At 61.3% G+C, this 1,860-nt stretch carries 2 protein-coding genes; both read right to left on the bottom strand.

The window, feature by feature from the left end:
* Nucleotides 1–55 precede the first annotated feature (55 nt).
* On the bottom strand, nucleotides 56–868 hold the full coding sequence (gene mutM / locus ACRESD_RS13030) for a bifunctional DNA-formamidopyrimidine glycosylase/DNA-(apurinic or apyrimidinic site) lyase (RefSeq protein ID WP_431751273.1): 813 nt from the start codon (nucleotides 866–868) through the stop codon (nucleotides 56–58).
* A 21-nt stretch (nucleotides 869–889) separates the two neighbouring features.
* Complete coding sequence (locus ACRESD_RS13035; protein ID WP_431751274.1) at nucleotides 890–1,702, bottom strand: HDOD domain-containing protein; 813 nt, start codon at nucleotides 1,700–1,702, stop codon at nucleotides 890–892.
* Nucleotides 1,703–1,860: the final 158 nt, after the last annotated feature.

Consider the following 1,860-nt stretch of genomic DNA (forward strand, 5'->3'; position numbering starts at 1 on the left):
GGTCGAATGTGGGAGCGGGCTTGCTCGCGAAGGCGGCATCAGCCCTCACACAGAATCAGCTCTGGCATTTGGGGCAAAACACACTCGCCCGCTGCCCCAACACCACATTGCGTAACTCGGTCCCGCAGACTTTGCACGCCTCACCGCCCCGGCCGTAGACGAACAACTCCTGCTGGAAATACCCCGGTTGCCCATCGCCACCGATAAAGTCGCGCAACGTGGTGCCGCCTCGTTCGATGGCAGCCGCCAGCACACGCTTGATCTCAATCGCCAGCTTCAAGTACCGCGCCCGTGAAATGCCGCCGGCCTCTCGGCGCGGGTCAATCCCCGCCGCGAACAGCGCTTCCGTCGCATAAATATTGCCCACGCCCACCACCACCGCGTTGTCCATGATGTACGGTTTCACCGCCATCGAGCGCCCACGGGACAGTTTGAACAGGCGATCGCCATCAAACAGGTCGGTCAAAGGCTCCGGCCCGAGGCGAACCAGCAGTTCATGGTTGTACGGGTCCTGGCTCCACAGCATCGCCCCGAAGCGTCGCGGGTCGGTGTAGCGCAGCGCCAGGCCGGACTCGAGTTCGATGTCCACATGCTCATGCTTGAGCGCCGGCAGGCCGACCTCCACCAGGCGCAGGTTGCCCGACATGCCCAAGTGGCTGATCAGGGTGCCCACTTCAGCGTTGATCAACAGGTACTTGGCCCGCCGCTCCACCAGCACGATGCGCTGCCCGGACAGCCGCACATCCAAGTCCTCCGGGATCGGCCAGCGCAGGCGTCGCTCACGCACCACCACACGGCTGACGCGCTGACCTTCCAGATGCGGCGCAATCCCGCGGCGGGTGGTTTCGACTTCTGGTAACTCGGGCATGTGGACCTCTTGAAGACAGGTTTAGTGGGCGCCCAGCTCGCGGATCGACAATTTCATGCTTTCGAAGTCGTAGTCCGACAGGCCCACGTAATCCAGCACCAGATGGCCGATGGCATTCCACTCATGGTCCACCGCCTGGTTGCCCAGCACGCGGTAGGACGAACAAATGTGCTCGGCCATTTTCAGGATCGCCAGCAGGTTTTTCAGTTGCGGATTGCGCGATGACTCATCGCTGAAAATCGCCAGGGCGTTGTGGTGGTTGGCGATGGCGTCGGTCACATGCTCCGGCAGGCGCCAGGATTTGGCGGTGTAGTACCCGACCACCGCATGGTTGGTGCTGAACGCGTTGTTCTCGGTGTCGACCACGCGACAATCCGGGCCGGCGTTGGCGTAAGCCTCTTCCAGCACTGCCATGTAGTTGGGAAAGCGCTTGAGCATCAACGGCACGCCACAGTCGTGGAACAGGCCCAGGGCATACGCCTCGTCGATGGCTTGCGAACCGGTGCGCTTGGCCAGGGTCAGGCAGGTCATGGCCACATCCTGGGCGGTGTCCCAGAAACGGTTGAGGGTGACGATAGTGTCGTCACTCATCTCACCCTTGATCGACTGCGCGTTGATCAGGTTGATGATCGAACGGCTGCCCAGCAGGTTCACCGCGCGCTGGATCGAAGCGATCTTGTTGCTCAAGCCGTAATACGGCGAGTTGACGATTTTCAGCAGTGCGCCGGACAGGCCGGGGTCCTGGGCGATCAACCGTGCGATCACTTCCAGGTCCGGGTCGGGCATGTACTGCTCCATCTGCAAATCCACCATGATTTGCGGTTGAGGCGGCACGCTGATGCCTTGCAGGGCCTGTTGGATCTGTTCGGGAGAAAGCTCTTGGGACATAAGTACACACTCTGGGCTAGGCGGGGATTCTAACCTCTATGCGAAGCTGACCGACACCTCAAAACCCGATCAAATGTGGGAGCTGGCTTGCCTGCGATAGCGGT

Origin of the sequence: Pseudomonas sp., from assembly GCF_050739995.1 — a bacterium.
Lineage (GTDB): Bacteria > Pseudomonadota > Gammaproteobacteria > Pseudomonadales > Pseudomonadaceae > Aquipseudomonas.